This is a genomic window from Nocardiopsis sp. KDC1DS13DA1 (assembly GCF_055632325.1).
In genome coordinates, this window is record NZ_JBVMUY010000009.1 from 21,973 (window position 1) to 41,936 (window position 19,964).

Here is a 19,964-nt window from a genome sequence, read left to right on the forward strand (position 1 = left end):
GTCAGCCGGAGAGCGCCTCGACCTTCGGGCCGACCAGCTCGATCAGCTGGTCGGCCCGGATCCTGATCGTCCGGTCGGCCCGTCCGCTGCCGCAGTAGACGGTGCCCATCCGGCGTACGGACTCGTCGAAGACCGTGACGACGTCCGGTACCGCGCAGACCGGGCTGGCCCCGCCGGGCTCCATACCCAGCAGACGGAGGTCCTCGGGGGCGGCCTGGCTGAGCTTCGCACGCGAGACCCCGGCCGCCCTCGCCAGCCTGCCGTAGTTGACCCGGCCGGTGACCGGGAGCGCGGCGAGGACGAAACCGCCGTCGGCGGTCCGGAACACCATGGTCTTGAGCAACTGCTCCGCGGGCAGTCCCAGTTTCTCCTCGGCGTCGTCCCGCCCCACGATCGGGGCGTGGTCCATCGCGGTGAACGGCGTCCCCGAGGCCTGGATGACCTCCTCCGGGGACAACACACCGCGGGCCTGGGGGCCGTCCGGATTCTGCACAAGCACTCCTTGGTCGGCGTCGGATGACTCAACGGAAGAACCCGCATGCTCGCCAGCACTATCGCACAGACGCCCCGGCGCCGCAGGGCTTCGGATCAGGGGGCGGTGGGGTTCCTGTCACCGGGCCAGGCCGCGAACCGCCGCAGCCCGTAGATCAGGGGGGCGTGATCGGAGAGGGTGACGCGGACCCGTCCCACCTCCCCGACGACCACGGTGTGGTCTCCGATCCGCTCCGCCCGTTCGACCCGGCAGTCGCCGACGGCGTGCGCCGCCTCCCACAGGTGCGGGCCCCCGGCCCCCGGTGGAAGGGACCAGGGCGTCCGCGAGAACCGCTCGGGGTCCCCGGAGGCGAACAGCTCCGCCACGCCCCGGGCTCCGTGGTGGAGCAGGTTGACGGTGAACGCCCTCCCGCGTACCACCGCGTCCAGCGTGGGGCTGCCCCGCCGGAGGCAGACGAGGAGCATCGGCGGCCTCAGGGAGACACTGCACAGGGAGGAACAGGTCATTCCCCGGGGACGGCCGCCCCGGTCCATCGCGGTGACCACCGCGACCCCGGAGGGGAACCCGGCCATGAGCGCGCGGAAGTCCCCCTCCCCCGCCTCCGTGTCGGGCATCGTCATGGCGGCGGCTCCCTCGGACGGGTCGGTACGGGCGGTGCGGGCGGTACCGCTCACGTGTGCGGCGTGGTCGGTGCGTCAGTGCATGCGGGAGAGGTACTCCACCTGGCTGGGCAGGGTGTCCACCAGAGCGCGGGCCTGCGACCGGACCCGGGCCAGTTCACGGCGCGCGGGTGCGGAGTCGAAGAGGTCCAGCGCCGGCGGGTGACTCAGGCTGAGACCGCCGAGGCCGAGGGCCATGCAGACGTAGGAGTAGGGCTCGAACGCGTGGTAGTGGGGGTAGGTGCTGTCGATGTCGGGCAGCCTGCCCCGCCACTGCTCCAGGCGGGCGGCCATGGCGTCCGGGACGCGCCGGGTCTTGGCGTCCCGCCAGTAGGCGTTGTCGGCGCGGCCGGCGCCTCGGTAGTGGAGGATGAGGAACTCGCGTACGCCCTCGATGGCGTTGGCGGTGCTCCGGTTGTAGCCGTCGCGCAGGACGGGGTCCCGGTCGTTGCCCGGGAAGTACCTGACGAGCTGTTCGATGGCGTGCTGGATGAGGAAGATCCCGGTGGACTGGAGGGGTTCGACGAATCCGGCCGAGAGGCCGATGCCCACGCAGTTCCTGACCCAGCTCCTGCTGCTGCGGCCGATGCGCATCCTGATGTGGTTGGCTTCCAGGCCCTCGGCGGCGGGTCCCACGAAGGCGCGGAGGACGCGCTCGGCCTCGTCCGGCTCGCAGTAGTCACTCGCGTAGACGTAACCGGTACCGATCCGGTCGTAGAGGGGGATCGTCCAGATCCACCCGGCGTCCCGCGCGGTGGCCGTCGTGCACGGCCTGATGCCCTCCCGTGCCGTGTCGACGGGGACGCGCAGGGCGACGGCCCGGTCGTTGGGGAGGGTGTCCTGGTAGGAGAGGAACGGTTCCTCCAGCGCCTGCCCGAGGAGCCTGCTCCGGAACCCCGAGCAGTCCACGAACAGGTCGCCCCCGAGCAGACCGGACTCGCGGGTGACGAGGTGCTCGATCCACCCCCGTTCGTCCTGCACGACGTCGACGACGTCGTCGACCACGTGCCGCACGCCGCGCTTCACGGCGTAGCGCGCCAGGAAGTCCGCGAGGAGCGTCGCGTCGAAGTGGTAGGCGTAGGGGAACTGGGTGTTCTGCTCGGCGAGGGTCGTGCGGAAGAGCGGCCGGTCCGGGTCCTCGGCGAAGTCCTGCTCGAAGAGCCGGCCGTCGAGGTGGCGTGGTGAGGACTTCGCGTCGCACAGCGAGGGGATCAGGAAGCAGTCCCGGTCGAAGCTGTCCGACGGTGTGAGGCGCTGCCACCAGTCGGTGAGCGGTACCCCGTCGATGACGCGCATGCGTTCGAAGGGGTGGTAGAAGTGGTGCCCCGGTTCGCGCCAGTCCTCCAGCCGGACCGCCAGCTTGTAGGTGCCGTTGCACTCGGGCATCCACTCGGACTCCTTGAGGCCGAGGTAGTCGAAGAAGTGTCTGACCGTGCTGAAGGTCGCCTCGCCCACCCCGACGGTGCCGACCCGCCGGGATTCCACAACGGTGACGGTGATGCGGTCCGCGAATGCCGCCCGCAGATAGGCGGCAGTCATCCAGCCGGCCGTTCCCCCGCCCAGAATCACCACGTTTTTCGTCATGGTGCCCAACCCTAGGGAAACGCGGTGCACCCCGCCCTCGGCCGATCTGGCCGACTTCTCCACCCGTACGGACCAAAGGGACTAGGCAGAAATGACGAGCGAACGAGAGGAAAATCACGGGGAGCGGACTCCGGCCGCCGTTCATCCTGTTCAGCGGGTTTCTCGCCGCGCCAGAACGGATCCCCCGTTCCCCGATTCCGCGACACGCCTCGGAAAGACGACCGCGGATCCTCGGTCACCCCAGGTCACAAAGATGCGGCATACTCGGATGCCGTGTTACGGATGATTTCCCTGGTGCCAGCCATACTCATGGAATATATATGATGATTTGTAACATATGCGAGGAATGTGAGTTTTCAAACCAAAGTCCTTGCAAGCCGAGGACGACACGACCGAGAATGAAAACACCGCTCAAGCCATCAGCACACGGACCTCGGCAGGGGAGAACTCACCACGTGGACGCAGCGGATTTCACACAACTGAAATCACGGCCCGGTGGCAGCACCGAAGAGAACGAGAATCTCAGGATCTTCCTCATCGACGACTCCACCCTCGTGCACGTCGGAATAATCTCCATTCTGGAGAACCACCCGGATATCGAGCTCGTCGGATACACGAGCGACGAGGAGACAGCCCTCGGGTTCTGCCTGGACTCCTCCGTGGACGTGGTGGTCATCAACTCACGCAACTGCCCGGTCGACGTCCCGCGCCTGATCCAGCGGGTGGCGCGGATCCGCGAACCCCGTACCCGTCGCGTGCTCCTCCTCGCGAACGACATCTACGACTCCGCCCGCCTCGAGGTGGAGCGGACCGGTGTCGGAGGCGTCGTGCTCACCCGCGAGTCCCCGCAGGTCATCGTGTCCGCTCTGAGGATCGTGGCGAGCGGATACGCCGTCAGCGCGCCGGGGGCGCGCTCACCCGCGGGCCCCGTCCACCAGCGGAGCTCGTTGGACCTCCTCACCCTCCGCGAACGCCAGGTCCTCGCGCTGATCGCGCGTGGGCTCAAGAACTCGGAGATCGCCGGCGAACTCGTGCTGAGCGAGAGCACGATCAAGACCCACGTGCAGAACATGCTGACCAAACTCGGTCTCCGCAACCGCGCCAGCGCGGTGGCCGTCGCCTACGAGTGGGGCATCCCCACGATGCACGTGTCGAACTGACGCCACGGGCGCCGCGCGTGCCCCCGGCGAGCCACGCGCCCGGACTCCGCGGGTTCAGTTCTGACCGCTGAGCGCCAGGTGGACCCCCAGTCCGACCATGGTCACGCCGGAAACCCCACCGATGGCCGAAAGTCGGCGGGGGGATCTCGCGAGCCAGTTGCGCGCGGTCCCGGCGAGCAGACCCCAGGTGACGTCCGAGACGAGTGCGATGGACACGCAGATCGTCCCGAGCACGAGCATCTGCGCGGGAATCTGGCCCACCGAATAGTCCACGAACTGCGGAAGTACCGCGGTGAAGATCAGAATTCCCTTGGGATTGCTGGCCCCGACGATGAAGCCCTGACGCAGGATCCTCAGGGAGTTTCCGGACGGAGAGGGGTCCTCCTCGGTCACCACCAGGTCCTTGCGATGGCGCCACGTCTGGACGCCCAGGTACACGAGATACAGAGCACCGGCGATTTTCAGCAGAGTGAAGACGACGACGGAGCGTTCGACGATACTCCCGAGCCCGAACGCCACCGCCACGACCTGGACGAGCAGACCCGCCTCGTTTCCGACCGCGGTCATCGCGGCCGCACGCCGACCGAGCGCGACTCCTCGGCTGACCACGAAAATCACGCTGGGGCCGGGCACGACGATCAGCGCGGCCACGACGATCACGAATGCGGCGAAGCGTTCCCATTCCATCACGCCCGCAGACTACCGCCTTCCGTACCGGGATGTTTTCCTTTGTGGAGCGACCCGGGCGTCCGGCCGCCGAAGACGGGTCCGTCTCCCCGGCGTAACGCCGCGAAGGAAGGCGCCCGCCGTCCCACATGAACGGCACATTCTCCACACACCCCAACAAACCGCAGCGCAGCGATTCCACGCTCCCGGTATTCCCACGGCCGGCGGACGCGCCGGTCCGCCAAGGCGACCTCAACGGACGCACCGTTGTCCTCCCCGTCCGGTCTCCGCGGGTCCGCTATGGTCGAAGGGACCGAGCGGCGAAGGGCCCATGCCGGACGAGACGACCCCGAGCGCGGCCGGCTACATGCCCGAGATGAACGTCCGTGTGGGTTTCGCCGGCCACGGCGCCCGGAGCGACCAACCGCCGACGAAGGACAACCCCGTCCGCGGACGGGACGGACCGATGACCGGAAGGACCCGGAGCACGCCGTGAGCGGTCCCGACACCCCTGCCTACCGGCGCCGGGCAGGGCGCCGCCCTGAGGGCTGGGCCGAACGCCGCGCGTGGGCCCGCCTGCGGTCCCACCTGCGGGGGAGGTCGATGTGGGGGGTGCCCTTCCGCCTGTTCCTGGCCGCGATCGCGGTCGGCCTCGTCGTCCCGTCGCTCGACCGTGCGATGGCCCGGTTGTTCCGCCACTACCCCGACGTCGACACGGGGACCGTCGCGGGCATCCTGGGCACGATCTCCGGCGCGATGATGACGCTGTCCGGCCTCGTCTTCACCGCGCTGACCGCCGCGATGAGCTTCAGCACCACCTCGCTGTCGGTCCGCATCGTCCCGGTGTTCAGGCAGGACACCGTCATCCGGTGGGGGCTGGGGCTGTTCGTCGGGACGTTCATCTACTCCCTGATCGTCGCCGTGGGCATCGCCATGGGAGAGCACGACCGCAAACCGTGGGTGGCCACCTCCGTCGCCGTGCTGGCCACGATCGGGTGCGGGACCATGTTCATCGCCGTCGTCGTCCGGGTCTGCCAGCAGCTGAGCCCCGCGATCCTCCTCCGTCGCCTGGCGGCGGACGGATACCGGGGGATGGGGTTCGACCCCGCCCCGTTCCACACCGAGGCGGGGACCGTGTCCAGACGGCACCTGCCGGAGGGGCACGTCATCCGCAGGACGAGGGCGGTCAGGCACGGGGACACCCTGTTGGCGGTGCACACCCGGCGGCTCCTCGACCTCGAGGTCCGCTGGGACATGCGGATCGAGCTCGTCCCCATGGCCGGCACGGCCGTGCAGTACGGCGGGATCCTGTTCAGGACGAGCGCGCCCGCGTCGTCGGCCCAGACCGCCCGGCTGCTCGGAACTCTGGCGTTCGGCGACACCTACTCCCCGCACAGCGGGCCCTTCGGCGCGGTCAGGTCGATGGCCGACATCGCGCTCAAGGCCCTGTCCCCAGCGGTCAACGACCCGACCCGGGCGGTCCAGGCGCTCGACCAGATCGAGGACATCCTGGCGAGGCTGTCCCCCCGGATCGCGGCGGAGCAGGCCGCGCTCGTGGACGACCCCGACGCCACCATCGTCCAAGCCTGGTCCCGCGGCTGGGAGGACTACGTCGCGGCGGGAACCGACGAGATCCGGCAGTTCGGCACGTCCTCCGTGCAGATCCAACGACGCCTGCGCGCGCTGTACACCTCGCTGCTCGCCCAGTGCCCGCCCGAACAGCATCCGCCCCTGCGGGAGCGGCTCGACGCGCTGGAGCGCGGCGTCGGCCGGTGGTGGACCGACCCGCTGGACCGGCGGCTGTCCGCCGCCGCCGACCCGCAGGGCCTGGGCACGGAACGCGGGGTACCCCCCGAGCGGACGAGCTGACCGGGGCGGGTTCAGGAGGCGTCGGCCAGCGCGCCCCGGAACGTGCGACGGTAGGCGAGCGGCGTCACGCCGATCGCGGCGCGCAGGTGCTGGCGGAGCGAGGTCCCCGTGGCGAAGCCGACCAGTCCGGCGATCTCGTCCACCGGCAGATCGGTGGACTCCAGCAGGTGCCGGGCACGCAGGACGCGCTGCTGGATCAGCCAGCGCCCCGGGCTCACCCCCACCTCCTCGTTGAAGCGGCGGACGAACGTCCGCAGGCTCATGCGGGCGTGGTCGGCCAGCTCCGCCAGGGTGAGCGGCTCGTGGAGGCGCTCCAACGCCCACTGCCGGGTGGCGGCCGTGCCGTGGCGCGGGTCCTCGGGCACCGGCTGCTCGATGTACTGGGCCTGGCCGCCGTCCCGCCACGGCGGGACCACGCAGGTGCGCGCGGCGTTGTTGGCGACCTCGCTGCCGTGGTCCCGGCGCACCAGGTGCAGGCACAGGTCGATCCCCGCGGCGGCGCCCGCCGAGGTCAGCACGTCGCCGTCGTCGACGAACAACACGTCCGCGTCCAGGTCCACCGCCGGGTACCAGGCGCGGAACACGTCGGCGAGCCGCCAGTGGGTGGTGGCCGGCCGACCGTCGAGCAGGCCCGCGCCCGCCAGGACGAACGCACCGGTGCAGAGCGAGACGAGACGCGTGCCGGGCACCACCGTCTCCAGCGCCTCCCTGACCGCCGGGGCGGGTTCCCGGGTGACGTGGGCCATGTCGACCGACGGGATCACCACGGTGTCGGCCGAGGCCAGGATCTGCGCCCCGTGCTCGACGGCGATCGAGAAGTCGGCGTTACCGCGCACCGGACGGCCGTCGACCGAGCAGGTCGAGACCTCGTACCGGCCGGGGGCGGCGCCGAGGACACGGCTGGGGATCCCCAGTTCGAACGGGTAGACGCCCTCCAGGGCCAGAACGGCGACACGATGGATTCCGGTCATGGCAGGATCATATCCAAAGATGGCAATCATGCCATGGCGTCCGCCGGTCGGCAGCGTCCAGGATGGGCCTATGACGACGAACGACACCGCTCCCGACGCACCGACCATGCGGGCGATCAGCCAGGACGCCCACGGTTCCCCGGACGTCCTCACCGAGGTCCGGATCCCGCGGCCCTCCCCTGGTCCCAGCCAGATCCTGATCTCCGTCCGCGCCGCCGGTGTCAACCCCACCGACTGGAAGCACCGCGCGAACGGCCTGTTCCTGAACCGGCTCCCGCTCGTCCTGGGGTGGGACGTCTCCGGCGTGGTCGAGGAGGTCGGCTTCGGCGTCACCCTGTTCAAGCCGGGTGACGAGGTCTTCGGCATGCTGCCCTACCCGCACGGGGTCGGCTCCCACGCGGAGTACGTGACCGGCCCCGCCCGCGCCTTCGTCCACAAGCCCGCCGGGATCGACCACGTACAGGCGGCGGCCCTGCCTCTCGCGGCCCTCACCGCCCACCAGGCGCTCGTCGACACCGCCGGGGTCACCTCCGGGCAGCGGGTGCTGGTCCACGCGGCGGCCGGAGGCGTCGGCCACCTCGCGGTGCAGATCGCCAAGGCTCGCGGCGCCCACGTCATCGGCACCGCGAGCGCCCCCAAGCACGACTTCCTGCGGGAGATCGGGGCCGACGAGGTGATCGACTACCGGTCCGTCGACTTCACGGAGGCGACCGGCGACGTCGACGTGGTCCTGGACCCGCTGTCCGGAGACACCCGGGCCCGCTCCCTGGACGTGCTGCGGCCCGGCGGGACCCTCGTGTCGATCCTTCCGGGCGGGTCACCGGAGGAGGCGCAGAAGGCCGCGCGGCTGGGTGTGCGGGTCGAGACCCTCCTGGTCGAGGCCGACCACGCCGGGATGAGCGCGATCGCGGACCTGGTGGACAAGGGCGCCCTGCGGGCCCACGTCGAGGCCTCCTTCCCGCTCGCCGAGGCGGCCAAGGCGCACGAGGCCGGTGAGACCGGACGCGTGACGGGCAAGCTCGTCCTCGTGGTCGGGAAGGGCTGACCCCGCAGGACCGTGACGGCGGCCGGGGCCGGGGGCGCGTGGTGCCGCCCCCGGCCGGCCTTCGGACCGTGTTCGGGCGCCCGCACGACAGACACCCTCGGGCGACCGCTCCAGGAGACCGGCGCTAGGCCAGCACCGCCTCGATGGTGATCGGCAGGTCGTGGAACCGGCGGCCGGTCGCGTGGAACACCGCGTTGGCGATCGCCGGGGCGACCCCCACCTGGCCCACCTCGCCGACCCCCTTGACCCCGAGCGGGTTGACGATCCGGTCCTCGACCTCGATCATCTCCACCTCGACGTCCGGTGCGTCGGCGTTCACCGGCAGCAGGTACTCGGCCAGGCTCGCGTTGGCCCACCGCCCCTGCTCGGGCTCCATGTGGGTGGCCTCCAGAAGTGCCTGCCCCAGGCCCCAGAGCATGCCGCCCATCAACTGGCTCCGCGCGGTCCTGCGGTTGAGCACCCGGCCGGGGGCGAACACCCCCGTCAGGCGGCGCACCCGCACCAGGCCGAGGTCCGGGTCCACCCCCACCTCGGCGAACTGGGCGCCGAAGACGGCCATGCCGTAGCCGGTGTCCTGACCTGGCGGCTCCCACTCGCCGAGCGCGTCGGCGTCGAACGTCATGTGGCGCCGCAACAGGTCGGAGTAGGTCTCACCGGTGTCCGGATCGTCGCGCAGGTACATGCGCCCCCCGGCCACCGCGACCCCGGCGGGGTCGGCCCCGTGCAGCGGGGACTCCGGATCGGCGAGGGCCTGCCCGACCAACCGTTCCCGCAGCGCCGCCGCGGCGGTGTGCACCGCGGAGCTGACCGCGCCGGAACCGGCGGAACCGACGGCGGCCACGGTGTTGGGCAGGTCGGTGTCCCCGTAGTGGACGGCGACCGCCTCGGTCGCCATCCCCAGGGCCTGCGCGGCGACCTGGGCCATGATCGTGCCCACCCCCGTGCCGAAGTCGGAGGAGCCGGTCTCGATGACCGCCCGGCCGTCGGCGTACACGCGCGCGCGGGCGCGCTGCGGGCTGACCGGCGTGTACACGGGGTAGATGGCGCTGGCCATACCCGTGCCCACGAGCCAGTTCCCGTCCCGGCGCGAACGCGGGATCGGGTCGCGCAGACTCCAGCCGAACAGCTCCGCCCCGCGTTCGTAGCACTCCCGCAGGCCCTTGCTCGACCACGGATTGCCCGTGCCTGGGTCGGTGTCGGCGTGGTTGCGCAGCCGCAGTTCGATCGGGTCGATGCCGAGCTCGTAGGCGAGTTCGTCCATGGCCGTCTCCAGGACGAAGGCGCCCGACCCCTCACCGGGGGCGCGCATGAACGTCGGCGTCATGGTGTTCGCCCTGAACAGGCGGAAGAGGCCCTCGTAGTTGGGGCAGGCGTACAACTGCGCGGTCGGGCCGGTCGACGGTTCGGCCCAGTCGTCGAAGGGCGAGGTCGGTGAGAGCTTGTGGTGGCGGATCGCGGTCAGGGTCCCGTCCTCGCGCGCCCCCAGGGTCAGGGTGTGCTCCTGCTCCTCCCGGTGCCCGGCCCCGGTGAACATCTGCTCCCGGGTCAGCGACAGCGAGACCGGTGCCCGCACGTGCTGGGCGGCCATCGCCGCGAGGGTCGGGTGCGCGTGGATCATCGCCTTGGAGCCGAAGCTCCCTCCCACGGACTCGCTGACCACCCTGACGTCCGACGGCGGGATCCCCAGCAGTTCGGCGACGCTGAGCCGGGTCGCCGTGGGGCCCTGCGTGGTGTCGTACAGGGTCAGCCGGGCGTCCTCCCACACCGCGGTGGCGGCGTGGGTCTCGATCGGGTTGTGGTGGTTGGCCGCGAGGTGGCAGGTGCGCTCCATCACCACGTCGGCCTCGCGCAGCCCCGCCTCCACGTCACCGCGCCCGACCCGCCCGGGGACGAGGTCGGCGAAGACCCGCTCGGGTTCGTAGGAGTCGTGGCGCCCCTGCCCGATCGTGGTGACCGCCGGTTCCGGCGCGTAGGCCACCCCGACCAGCTCGGCGGCGTGCTCGGCCCGCTCCAGCGTGTCGGCGACGACCATCGCCACGGGCTGGCCCGCGTAGTGCACCCGGTCGTCCTGCATCGGGAAGAAGCTCTGGGCGTGCGCGGTGGTACCCGCCAGTGTGGCGATCGGCCGCGGCGCGACCGCCACACGCGGCAGGTTGTGGTGGGTGAGCACGGCCAGGACTCCGTCGACGGCCATCGCCTCGGAGGTGTCGACGCCGGTGACGCGCCCGTTGGCGATCCGCGCGCCGACCAGGACCGCGTGGGTGGTGCCCGGCGGGTGCCGCTCGGCGGAGTAGCGGGCGGTTCCGGTGACCTTGGCATGGCCGTCGACCCGGTCGACGGACCGTCCGATCTGCGGTCCGGTGCTCATACGTTCCCTCCCTGTCCGCGCCCCGACGCCACCGCGTCCAGAGCCCGCACCATGGCCCGCCGGGCGAGCGTGATCTTGAAGGAGTTCATGCTCCGGGGCACGGCGTCGGCCAGTTCCGCGAAGGCCGCGTCCTCGAAGGCGGCCCTTCGCGCCGGGGCCCCGGTGAGGAGGGCCTCGGCGTGCCGTGCCCGCCAGGGCTTGGTGGCGACCCCGCCCAGGCCGATGCGGACCTCGGTGATGATCCCGCGCTCGATCCGCAGGATCGCGGCGGCCGAGGCGAGGGCGAACTCGTAGGACTCCCGGTCGCGCACCTTCAGGTAGTGGGAGGCCCGGGCCGCCGGGTTCGCGGGGACCTCGATGGCGGTGATCAGCTCCCCGTGGGCGATCGGGTGCTCGCGGTCGGGCGTGTTCCCGGGCAGTGGGAAGAAGTCGTCGAAGGCGACGGTCCGCGAGCCGTCGGGGCCCTGGAGGTGGACGACCGCGTCGAGCGCGGTCAGGGCCACCGCGACGTCGGACGGGTGGGTGGCGATGCAGTGTTCGCTGGTCCCCAGGACGGCGTGGGTGCGGTTGAACCCGTTCATGGCAGCGCATCCGCTGCCGGGATCACGCCTGTTGCACGCCTGGTCCACGTTCCGGAAGTAGGAGCAGCGCACCTTCTGCATGAGGTTGCCGCCCATGGTGGCCATGTTGCGCAACTGTGCGGAGGCGCCCTTCTCCAGGGCCTGGGCGATGACCGGGTAGCGCTCCCGCACCGCGGGGTGCGCGGCCACGTCGCTCATCCTGGCCAGGCCGCCGAGGCGCAGCCCGCCGTCGGGCAGGTCCTCGATCGCGGCGATGGGCAGGTCGTTGATGTCGACCACGCGGCGGGGCCGCGCGACGCGGATCCGGAGCATGTCGACCTGGGTGGTGCCGCCCGCGAGGAACTCGCTGCCGGGGTCACCGCTGACCTCGGCGATGGCGGTGGCCACGTCGGACACCCGTGTGTAGGCGAAGGAACGCATCAGCGACCGCCCTCCCCCGTGCCCTCGGCGGTGTCGCGCACCTGCCGGACGGCGGAACGGATGTTGGGGTAGGCGGCGCAGCGGCAGATGTTGCCGCTCATCCACTCGGCGATCTCCGCGTCGTCGCGGGTGTGCCCCTCCGCCACGAGGGCGACCGCCGACATCAGCTGGCCGGGTGTGCAGTACCCGCACTGGAAGGCGTCGTTGTCGATGAAGGCCCGCTGCATCGGGTGGAGCCGGTCGCCCTCGGCCAGCCCCTCGACGGTGGTGACCTCGTGCCCCTCGCAGGCGACGGCCAGGGTCAGGCAGGCGACCACGCGGCGGCCGTCGACCCAGACGGTACAGGCACCGCAGGCCCCCTGGTTGCAGCCCTTCTTGGTGCCGGTGGCGTCGAGGCGCTCGCGCAGGGCGTCGAGCAGGCTCACCCTGGGTTCCACGCGGATCCGGTGCGCGGTCCCGTTGACGGTCAGTTCGATCTCCGCCGCCTCCGGTCCGAGTTCGGCGCCGCCGGGACGGACGCCCCGCGCCTGCTCGGGAATACCGGGTGCGACGGTTCCGGTGCGTTTGGTGCGCGGGTTCATCGGAGCCCCCTCGTCGCGGAGAGGGCGGATGCGTGCGTGATCATGTGCGATCCCCCTGGTCGCGCTGGCGCCGTGATGCCACGGCCGACTCCTGAGGATGCTCTCAACTCGATGTGTCGGGCGCCTGTGCCCCGGCTCCGGGGGGAGCCAATATCACGCAAAGATCCGCTGGGGTCCGCCCCGGCCGGGGCGGGCCCCCGTGCGGTCACACCGTGGGGGCGCCGCGGTGGCGCGCCCCGCCCATGTCCTGGTAGGGGGTCTTGGCCCGCTCCGGCGGACAGGTCTGGGTGAGGGGCCACACAGCGGTCAGGGCTTGCGCCCCACCCCGCCGAACTGGGCGATCTCGCGCGCCGCACCGACCTCGGCCGGATCCGGGCGCCAGAACGGGATCGAGCACACGCCCGGCTCCAGGAGTTCCAGCCCCTCGAAGAAGCCCTCGATCTCCCTGACGCTGCGCAGGTGGTAGGGGATGGCCGCGCCCTCGTTCCACGCCTGTGTGGCCGCCACGATCTCCTGGCCGGTGTCCGTGCTGTCGCACATGGCGAAGAAGCTGCCGGAGGGGAGCGCCTCCAGGTAGGCGCGCACGATCTCGTAGGTGCGCTCCCCGACCGGCTGGTGGCCGAGGGTGCCCAGACAGGTCAGCGCGACCGGCCTCCCGAGGTCCAGGTGCTCGCCCACCCGCCCCAGGAGCGTCTCGGGGTCGCGCAGGTCGGCGTCGATGTAGTGGGTGCTCCCCGGCGTGACGCCGGTGAGCAGGGCGCGCGCGTGGGCCAGCACCATGGGGTCGTTGTCGACGTAGACCACCCGGGCGTCCGGCGCGACGGACTGGGCCACCTCGTGCGTGTTGTTCGCGGTGGGCAGCCCGGTGCCGATGTCCAGGAACTGCCGGATTCCGTGCTCGCGCGCCAGGCGGGTGACGACCCGGACGAGGAAGGCACGCTCGGCGCGGGCGATCTCGACGATCTCGGGGAAGGCCTGCTCGATCTGCTCGCCGAGTTCGCGGTCGACGGGGTAGTGGTCCTTGCCGCCCAACCAGTAGTTCCACACCCGCGCCGAGTGGGCCACGGTCGTGTCGATGGGGGGAGTGTCGGTCATGGGCGCCTCTCGACGGGGTCGCGGTGGTGTTCCGGGCCCCGCATTCTCGTGCCCCCGGAACCCTCCGCGCAAGCCGGATCGCCTACGCGGCAGGGCTTCCCGACGAAGGCGCACGTCGGCCCGGAAGGCGTGTGCGACGTCGCCCCCGGACCGGCGCGGGGTTCCTCACCCGGCGCGCTCGACCCGGACGGTGTCGCCGTCGCCGACCTCGGCGAGCGCGCGGTGGTCACCGTCGATCCGCCCGAGCACGTTGGCCGCGCTGGCGAGCCTGCTCTCCGGTCCGACCGAGATCGGCGTGGGGCCGAAGGGCAGGGCGAGCGCGGCCCCGGCCAGCCAGTAGCAGACGGTTCCGGGGTCGACGGTGTCGGTCGCGTCGTCCTCGCGCCCGGCCTCCACCGGGACGGCGAAGTACACCTCCTCGCCCCAGGTGTTGGCCGACGACTCGATCGGCAGGGCGTCCCAGAGGGCTTCGGAGGTCGGGGTGCTGTCGAGCGTGGCGGTCACCGAGCCGCCGGCCCAGGAGATGCTGATCCTCATGTGACCTGTGTATCGGGTGGCGATGTCGGAGCTCACACCGGGGTATCCATAATGCAGATATCAGATTCCGCATTTCGGAATCATTGTGTGGCCTGGAGCCTCGGCTCCGGTTCCTCCGCACGCACGTCCGCCCGGGGCCCGGAGCGGTCCAGAGCGGCGGCGAGCAGCGCCACACCGAGGCCGAGGAGGGCCAGGGCCGCCCCGATCACGGCGGGCGACGCGTAGCCCAGCCCCATGCTGATCCCCACGCCGCCCAACCAGGCGCCTCCGGCGTTGGCGAGGTTGAAGGCCGAGTGGTTGGAGGCCGAGGCCAGCGAGGGCGCGGCGGCGGCCTTGTTCATCACGAGCACCTGGAGCGGCGTCACCACGGCGGACCCGGACGCGCCGAGGGCCAGGACGGCGACCGCGGCGGTCCAGGGGTGGTGCACGGCGAAGGCGAAGAGGCCCAGCACGACCGCCAGGCAGATGAGGGAGCCATGGATCGTCGGACGCAGTGCCCGGTCGGCCAGCGGGCCGATGACCAGCGAGCCGAGCGTCATCCCGATACCGAAGAGGGCGAGGACGAACGGGACGCCGCCGGGCGCCATCCCGGCCAGCTCGGTCATCATCGGCGAGATGTAGCTGTAGACCGCGAACACCCCGGCGAACCCGAAGACGGCGGTGGTCAGCCCGAGGAGGACCTGTCGGCCGCCGAGCGCGGACAGCTCGTCGCGCAGCCCTCCCCCGCCGAACGCCGACGCCGGCATGCGGGGGACGAAGAGGGCGATCCCGACCAGGGCGAGCGCGGCGACCGCGGCCACGGCCAGGAACGCCGCCCGCCAGCCGAGGAGCTGGCCCAGGAAGGTCCCCACGGGGACGCCCACGATGTTCGCGACGGTCAGGCCGAGGAACATGCGCGCCACCGCGGTCGCCCTGCGGTCGGGGCGGGCCGTGTGCGCGGCGACCAGCGCGCCCACGCCGAAGAAGGCGCCGTGCGGAAGGCCCGCCAGGACCCGGGCGGCCAGCACCGTCCCGAAACCGGGGGCCACGACGGTCGCGACGTTGCCGAGCAGGAAGAGCCCCATGAAGACCAACAGGACGGCCTTGCGCGGAACGCGGGTGCTCAACGCCGTGAGCAGCGGCGCGCCGACCACCACTCCCCCGGCGTAGGCGGAGATCAGGTATCCGGCGGTCGCGACCGGGACGTCCAGGTCCGCGGCGACCTCGGGCAGCAGACCCATGATCACGAACTCGGTGGTACCGATGGCGAACGCCCCGACGGCGAGGGCGAGCAGGGCCAGAGGCATGGGTGTGCCCCTTTCACGAGGGTGGACGCGGGGTGTGCGTGCGGGTCGCGACCCGGGGGTGCGGACGCGGACAGGTCGGAGGAACCGACGATTTGGCACGTGCTAAATCCAGGGTCGCAGCTCCGCGGGACCGAACCCAACCGCCCGGACGTGTGATCTGCCTCGCGGCGCCGCGGAGGAGGGCACGGCCCCGCCCGAGCGGGGTCGCCTCCGGCGACGGGCACCGATCAGAGAGCGCCCGGTCGGGGCGGTCCGGTGCTTCCCCGGACACTGAGGGAGGGCTCCAGGACGACGTGCCTGCCGCCCGTGCGCCCCTCGTCCAACCGCTCGGCCGCGCACCCCACCGCGATCCGGGCCATCAGTGCCGCGTCCTGCCGGACGGAGGTGAGGTCGACGAAGGACAGGCGGGCGGTCCGGCTGTCGTCGTAACCGACCACGGACACGTCCCTGGGCGCGTGGACGCCCGCGCGTACGAGCGTCTCCAGCAGGCCGAGCGCGCAGCGGTCGTTGCTCGCGACCACGGCGGTCGGCAGGCGCTCGCGCGCCAGGAGCTGGCGGGCCGCCCGGGCACCGGACTCCTCGGAGTAGTCGCCCGCGACGACGTCGACCCACGCCCCGAGGCCGTGCGCGCGCATCGCCTCGGTGTAACCCCGCCTGCGTTCGGGGGCACCCGGCAGGTCCCCGCCGTCGACGTGCGTGACGGCGCGGTGCCCCAGCGAGACCAGGTGGTCCACCGCCCGGCGCGCTCCGTCGGCGTCCGCGGTCCGGACGCTGTCGGTACCCTCCACCCCCGTACGTTGGCCGATCTCCACCACGGGGACCTGCGCCGCGGTCGTGGCCAGGTACGCGGGGGCCGCGGTGGAGAGCCCGATGAGGATGAGCGCCTCGCAGCGCAGACCCACCAGGTCGTCGACGGACTCGCGCTCGCCCCGGGTGGGCAGCAGGGCGCTGAGCACGACGCCGTACTCCAGCGCGGCGGCGGCCGGGTAGACGGCCTCGACGAGATGGACGTCGAGCGGGTGCTCCATGGTGAACAGCACCCCGACCTGACGGCTGCGGGCCCGGCGCAGGAGTCTGGCCGCCCTGTCCGCGCAGTACCCCATCTCCTCGGCGGCCCGCAGGACCCGCTGCCGCGTCGCCGCGCTCGGCCCGGGGCGGTCGCCCATCACCAGGGAGACCAGTTGCCGGGACACACCGACACGGGCCGCGACGTCGGCCATCGTGGGCCGCCGCGCGGGGGGCGCCCCCGGCCGCGATCCGCCCGTGTTCCCGGTCTCCGGCATCCCGTCCCCCACCTCCCGGCGCCTCGGTGCTGCCGATGGTAGTGGCAACGGCCCCTCCCCCCGACAACGGCGGGAACCGGCCTCGGCACCGACCCGACCTGCGCCGACGGGCGGTCTCCGGCAGGTTTGGCCCACCCGGGATCGGCTAGGGGTCCAGTGCGGGACACCTACCGGACGAAAGGAGAGGGATCATGGCGAGGACCATCTCCGAACTGATGACCAGCCCCGCGCGCACGGTCGCACCGGACACGTCCCTGCGGTCCGTGTCCCGGATCATGCGGGACGAGAACGTCGGCGACGTGGTCGTGACCCGGGAGGACGGCTCGCTCATGGGCATCCTCACCGACCGCGACATCGTGGTGCGCTGCCTGGCCGCCGGGGGCGACCCCGACTCCATGACCGCGGGCGCCACCTGTTCCGCGCACGTGGCGACGGTGCCGCCGCAGTGCCGCGTGTCGGAGGCCGTGGCCATGATGCGGTCCAAGGCGGTGCGCCGCCTGCCCGTCGTGGACGAGGACGACCTCGTGGGGATCATCTCGATCGGCGACCTGGCCCAGGCCGTCGACGAGCACTCCGCGCTGGCCGACATCAGCTCGGCCCAGGCTAACCGCTGAACTCCCACCGCCGGGACGCGTCCCGGCCCGTCCGGGGACCGGACGCCCCCGGACGGTGAGACGGCCGCCACGTCCGACCGGACCGCCCACGGGGGACGGCCCGGGGCGTGGCGGTCCCGCACGGGCGTCCCTCCCCGTCCGATCCGCCCCTCCCCCGTCCGTACAGCCCGCCGGCCGAGGCTCCGTCCTGGATGGGTTACGATAATGATTATCATTTCCATCCAGAGAACGGAGGTCGCCCGATGGAGCCGACAAGCCCCATGCGCGTGGTCGTGGCCACCGGCCTGCACCGCGCCGAGCGCGGGCGGACGGTGGACGCGCTGCTCGCCGCGGTGCCGAGGTCGGTGGCGGTCCACCACGACCTCGAGGGGATCGGTGAGGGCCGTGTCCACCGCGTCATCCGTGACCGCTGGGGCCCCCTCGACCGCGCCCCGGTCGAACTGGACCACCTGTGCGCGTCGTGCACCCTGCGCGAGGACCTCGTGCCGCTCCTGCTGCGGCTGGCCGCCGAGGGCGAGCACACCCTGTGCGTGGTCGAGGCCTGGGACGTCGTCGAACCCCGGACGGTCGCCGAGACCGTCGCCGCCCGGCCCGAGCTGGAACTGGCCGCCGTCCTGACCGCGGTGAGCGCCGACCGCCTGCTCCCCGACCTGGCCACCCACGACGACCTGCGCGACCGCGGCCTGGACATCGCCGTGGAGGACGACCGCACCGTCGCCGAGGTCCTGGCGCGCCAGATCGAGTACCCCACCGCGATCGCCCTGCACGGGAACAGATACCGCGACGAGGCGCGCTCGCTGCTGGAACAGCTCAACCCGGCCGCCGCCCTCCTCACGCCCGGAGCGGCTCTGGCCGACCTCGCACGCGGCCGGTTCGACCCCGAGGCCGCGGCCAACCGCACCAACCTCGCGTGGGCGCGGTACTTCCCCCGCACGGACGGCCGGGTGCGCACCGTGACCTGGTCCCGGAGGAGGCCGCTGCACCCGGAGCGCACGCACGAGGCGCTGGAGCGGCTGGTCTCGGCCGGTCTGCGCAGCCGGGGGCGGATCTGGCTGGCCAGCCGACCCGACACCCTCCTGGTCTGGGACGCCCACAGCGACGCCCTGGTCCTGGAGAGCGGCGGCCCGTGGCTGGACGCCCTGCCCGGAGCCGCCATGGAGCTGGTCTCCGAGGCCCGGCGCTCCGCCGCCCGGCTGGACTGGGACCCGGTCGTCGGGGACCGCGGACAGCACCTGGCCTTCACCGGGGTCGACCTGGACGCCGAGGGCCTGGTCGCGCTGCTCGACTCGTGCCTGGTCACCGAGGAGGAGACCGGACGGCCGCTCCGGAACGACCCCTTCGCCGACGCCCTGTGAGAGAGGACCGCCCATGAGCTCCGGATCCCGACGGACGGGAGGAAGCGGTCCGTCCCGCAGATGCGCCGACCCGCTCGGCGACGCCGACCACGTCGACGACAAGGACGTGGCACTGCTGGGCGGGTTCGTCTCCGAGAAGGGCAGGATCAGCAGCCGCCGGGTCACGCGGCTGACCGCCGGGCAGCAGCGGCTCGTCACCGCGGCGGTGAGGAACGCCCGCGAGACGGCCCTGCTCCCGTACCCGCCCCACACCCCCGCGTCCGGGAAACCCTGACCGGCCGCGGAGAGCCCCGACCGAACGAACGAGGAGGAACCACCGTGTCACGTGTCTGCCAGGTGACGGGCCGTGCCCCGAGCTTCGGGAACGCCGTCTCGCACTCGCACCGGCGCACCCGCCGCCGGTTCGACCCGAACATCCAGAACAAGCGGTACTGGCTGCCCAGCGAGAACCGGTACGTCCGACTGCGGGTCAGCGCCAGGGGCATGCGGGTCATCGACGCCCAGGGCATCGAACGGGTGGTCGCCCGGATCCGGGCGCGCGGGGAGAGGATCTGAGATGGCCAAGAAGAGCAAGATCGCCCGGAACGAGCACCGCAGGCGGATCGTGGCCCGCCACGCCGAGCGGCGCGCCGAGCTCAAGCGGATCATCCGGAGCCCGGAGTCGGGCCCGGCGGAGCGCGAGGCCGCCGTACGCGAGCTCCAGCGCCAGCCCCGCGACGCCAGTCCGACGCGGGTCCGCAACCGGGACTCGGTGGACGGCCGCCCGCGCGGGCACCTGCGCAGGTTCGGGCTGTCGCGGATCCGGTTCCGCGAGGCGGCCCACCGGGGGGAGCTGCCCGGTGTGACCACGTCCAGTTGGTGAGCACGGACCCCGCGCTCCCGTTTCGGGGCCTGATCCGGCCCGGGCTCCGGGTCCCGGACCGGATCAGGCCGCCCGCGTGCCCGTGAGCCTCCGGGCGGCCAGGGCCGCCAGCCCGCACAGCGCACCCACGGCCGTACCGGTCACCAGGCTGCTGACCACGGAGAATCCGCGGATGACAACGGTCTGCGCCGCCGGGGCGAGGTCCGCGAGGTTGCCGCCGAGCGCGGGCTGGTCGTCGCCGAAGGACCAGCTCCACAGCAGCTGGTGCCCGAGCGCGAGGAACACGCCGTAGACCGCCCCCACGGCCAGGAGGGTCGCGAACGGGCGGGGCACCCGCCGGACCAGGACCACGGCGATCCACACCAGCGGGGGCACGAAGACGAGCAGCCCGTTGGCGAGGGTGCCCGGCGCGATGACGGACAGGTCGTGCAGGACCACGCGGGGTACCGCGAGCAGCGCCAGGAGTACGAGCACGGGGTACGACAGGCCGGGGGCGGCCCGCTTCTGGTCGGTCATGGGTCCACCCTAGGAACGG

General features: G+C 72.2%; 21 protein-coding genes. 8 read left to right on the forward strand and 13 right to left on the reverse strand.

Annotated elements, in window-relative coordinates:
• Position 1 precedes the first annotated feature (1 nt).
• From ACTVAJ_RS06490 to ACTVAJ_RS06500, 3 genes are all read right to left on the reverse strand, one after another.
• Positions 2-493: an aminoacyl-tRNA deacylase gene (locus ACTVAJ_RS06490; RefSeq protein ID WP_470387148.1), complete on the reverse strand. Its 492-nt coding sequence runs from the start codon at positions 491-493 to the stop codon at positions 2-4.
• A gap of 95 nt (positions 494-588) precedes the next feature.
• Entirely contained in the window at positions 589-1,167 is a 579-nt protein-coding gene (locus tag ACTVAJ_RS06495) for a flavin reductase family protein (protein ID WP_470387149.1), read from the reverse strand.
• 21 nt (positions 1,168-1,188) lie between these two features.
• Positions 1,189-2,736, reverse strand: coding sequence for a tryptophan halogenase family protein (locus ACTVAJ_RS06500; protein ID WP_470387150.1), 1,548 nt, complete (start codon positions 2,734-2,736; stop codon positions 1,189-1,191).
• Positions 2,737-3,191: 455 nt separating this feature from the next.
• Between ACTVAJ_RS06500 and ACTVAJ_RS06505 the strand changes: the two genes are divergently transcribed.
• Positions 3,192-3,896, forward strand: coding sequence for a response regulator transcription factor (locus ACTVAJ_RS06505; RefSeq protein WP_470387151.1), 705 nt, complete (start codon positions 3,192-3,194; stop codon positions 3,894-3,896).
• Between the two features lie 54 nt (positions 3,897-3,950).
• Here the strand turns inward: ACTVAJ_RS06505 and ACTVAJ_RS06510 are convergent, their stop codons facing one another.
• A complete protein-coding gene (locus ACTVAJ_RS06510; RefSeq protein WP_470387285.1) occupies positions 3,951-4,583 on the reverse strand; it encodes a LysE family translocator in 633 nt (210 codons plus the stop codon).
• 471 nt (positions 4,584-5,054) lie between these two features.
• Here ACTVAJ_RS06510 and ACTVAJ_RS06515 point away from each other — a divergent pair, with 471 nt between their 5' ends.
• Entirely contained in the window at positions 5,055-6,431 is a 1,377-nt protein-coding gene (locus tag ACTVAJ_RS06515; protein ID WP_470387152.1) for a DUF2254 family protein, read from the forward strand.
• An 11-nt stretch (positions 6,432-6,442) separates the two neighbouring features.
• Here ACTVAJ_RS06515 and ACTVAJ_RS06520 read toward each other — a convergent pair whose 3' ends face one another.
• Entirely contained in the window at positions 6,443-7,402 is a 960-nt protein-coding gene (locus tag ACTVAJ_RS06520) for a GlxA family transcriptional regulator (RefSeq protein WP_470387153.1), read from the reverse strand.
• 70 nt (positions 7,403-7,472) lie between these two features.
• Here ACTVAJ_RS06520 and ACTVAJ_RS06525 point away from each other — a divergent pair, with 70 nt between their 5' ends.
• Positions 7,473-8,447 carry an NADP-dependent oxidoreductase gene (locus tag ACTVAJ_RS06525; RefSeq protein WP_470387154.1) on the forward strand — a complete coding sequence of 325 codons (975 nt, stop codon included), beginning with the start codon at positions 7,473-7,475 and terminating at the stop codon, positions 8,445-8,447.
• 124 nt (positions 8,448-8,571) lie between these two features.
• Here ACTVAJ_RS06525 and ACTVAJ_RS06530 read toward each other — a convergent pair whose 3' ends face one another.
• From ACTVAJ_RS06530 to ACTVAJ_RS06560, 7 genes are all read right to left on the reverse strand, one after another.
• Positions 8,572-10,815, reverse strand: a complete 2,244-nt coding sequence (locus ACTVAJ_RS06530) for a xanthine dehydrogenase family protein molybdopterin-binding subunit (protein ID WP_470387155.1) — start codon at positions 10,813-10,815, stop codon at positions 8,572-8,574.
• A complete protein-coding gene (locus ACTVAJ_RS06535; RefSeq protein WP_470387156.1) occupies positions 10,812-11,816 on the reverse strand; it encodes an FAD binding domain-containing protein in 1,005 nt (334 codons plus the stop codon). Before ACTVAJ_RS06535 ends, ACTVAJ_RS06530 begins: the two co-directional genes overlap by 4 nt.
• Positions 11,816-12,397, reverse strand: coding sequence for a (2Fe-2S)-binding protein (locus tag ACTVAJ_RS06540; RefSeq protein ID WP_470387157.1), 582 nt, complete (start codon positions 12,395-12,397; stop codon positions 11,816-11,818). The genes ACTVAJ_RS06535 and ACTVAJ_RS06540 overlap by 1 nt, the downstream gene beginning before the upstream one ends.
• Before the next feature lie 306 nt (positions 12,398-12,703).
• Positions 12,704-13,492, reverse strand: coding sequence for an SAM-dependent methyltransferase (locus ACTVAJ_RS06545; protein WP_470387158.1), 789 nt, complete (start codon positions 13,490-13,492; stop codon positions 12,704-12,706).
• 165 nt (positions 13,493-13,657) lie between these two features.
• Positions 13,658-14,029, reverse strand: coding sequence for a cyclophilin-like fold protein (locus tag ACTVAJ_RS06550; RefSeq protein WP_470387159.1), 372 nt, complete (start codon positions 14,027-14,029; stop codon positions 13,658-13,660).
• Between the two features lie 80 nt (positions 14,030-14,109).
• Positions 14,110-15,315 carry an MFS transporter gene (locus tag ACTVAJ_RS06555; protein WP_470387160.1) on the reverse strand — a complete coding sequence of 402 codons (1,206 nt, stop codon included), beginning with the start codon at positions 15,313-15,315 and terminating at the stop codon, positions 14,110-14,112.
• Between the two features lie 227 nt (positions 15,316-15,542).
• On the reverse strand, positions 15,543-16,598 hold the full coding sequence (locus ACTVAJ_RS06560) for a LacI family DNA-binding transcriptional regulator (RefSeq protein WP_470387161.1): 1,056 nt from the start codon (positions 16,596-16,598) through the stop codon (positions 15,543-15,545).
• Positions 16,599-16,789: 191 nt separating this feature from the next.
• On the opposite strand from ACTVAJ_RS06560, the gene ACTVAJ_RS06565 reads away from it, so the two are divergent.
• From ACTVAJ_RS06565 to rpsN, 5 genes are all read left to right on the forward strand, one after another.
• The gene (locus ACTVAJ_RS06565) at positions 16,790-17,212 is read left to right on the forward strand and encodes a CBS domain-containing protein (RefSeq protein WP_470387162.1); all 423 of its coding nucleotides are present in this window, start codon (positions 16,790-16,792) and stop codon (positions 17,210-17,212) included.
• 260 nt (positions 17,213-17,472) lie between these two features.
• Positions 17,473-18,567, forward strand: a complete 1,095-nt coding sequence (locus ACTVAJ_RS06570) for a CobW family GTP-binding protein (protein WP_470387286.1) — start codon at positions 17,473-17,475, stop codon at positions 18,565-18,567.
• A gap of 13 nt (positions 18,568-18,580) precedes the next feature.
• Entirely contained in the window at positions 18,581-18,841 is a 261-nt protein-coding gene (gene rpsR / locus ACTVAJ_RS06575) for a 30S ribosomal protein S18 (RefSeq protein ID WP_470387163.1), read from the forward strand.
• A 44-nt stretch (positions 18,842-18,885) separates the two neighbouring features.
• Entirely contained in the window at positions 18,886-19,122 is a 237-nt protein-coding gene (gene rpmB, locus ACTVAJ_RS06580) for a 50S ribosomal protein L28 (protein ID WP_470387164.1), read from the forward strand.
• 1 nt (position 19,123) lies between these two features.
• The gene (rpsN, locus tag ACTVAJ_RS06585) at positions 19,124-19,429 is read left to right on the forward strand and encodes a 30S ribosomal protein S14 (protein WP_470387165.1); all 306 of its coding nucleotides are present in this window, start codon (positions 19,124-19,126) and stop codon (positions 19,427-19,429) included.
• A 63-nt stretch (positions 19,430-19,492) separates the two neighbouring features.
• Here the strand turns inward: rpsN and ACTVAJ_RS06590 are convergent, their stop codons facing one another.
• Positions 19,493-19,945: a hypothetical protein gene (locus tag ACTVAJ_RS06590; RefSeq protein ID WP_470387166.1), complete on the reverse strand. Its 453-nt coding sequence runs from the start codon at positions 19,943-19,945 to the stop codon at positions 19,493-19,495.
• Positions 19,946-19,964 lie beyond the last annotated feature (19 nt).